This window comes from Bifidobacterium sp. RTP21102st3_E2_RTP21102_210122, assembly GCF_040916945.1.
Lineage (GTDB): Bacteria > Actinomycetota > Actinomycetes > Actinomycetales > Bifidobacteriaceae > Bifidobacterium > Bifidobacterium longum.
The window spans coordinates 266-635 of the sequence record NZ_JBCPAN010000039.1 but is presented as its reverse complement, the minus strand read 5'-3'; the positions used below and the strand labels follow the sequence as shown (position 1 = coordinate 635).

1 protein-coding gene is annotated in these 370 nt (G+C 67.3%); it reads left to right on the top strand.

Annotation, left to right across the window (positions count from 1 at the left end; translation table 11 throughout):
- Nucleotides 1–370, top strand: a 370-nt coding sequence (locus AB5287_RS10095; protein ID WP_368221198.1) for a hypothetical protein, incomplete at both ends; no start/stop codon positions are given.

The following is a 370-nucleotide window of genomic DNA, read 5'->3' as shown; positions in this document are numbered from 1 at the left end:
ATGCCGCGTACAACGCGCTGAACGCCGCGATGAAGGCCCTGAAGCCCGCCTCCTCCAAGCCGACTCCGAACCCGGAGACGACCGACAAGAGCAAGTTGCAGGCCACCATCGATCAGGCCAAGGCCCTGGATCTGAGCGGTTACACGAAGAAGTCCGCCCAGGCCGTGCGTGACGCCCTCGCCAAGGCCCAGAGCGTCCTCGCCGATGACAACGCCACCCAGGCTGACATCGACGCCGCGCAGAAGGCCCTCGCCGACGCGATCGCCGCACTGGAGAAGGCCGATGCCAACGGCAACGCCATCTCCAAGACGGGTGCGAACGTCGCCGTCATCGGCATGGCCGGCATGATGCTGGTCGCCGCCGCTGGCGC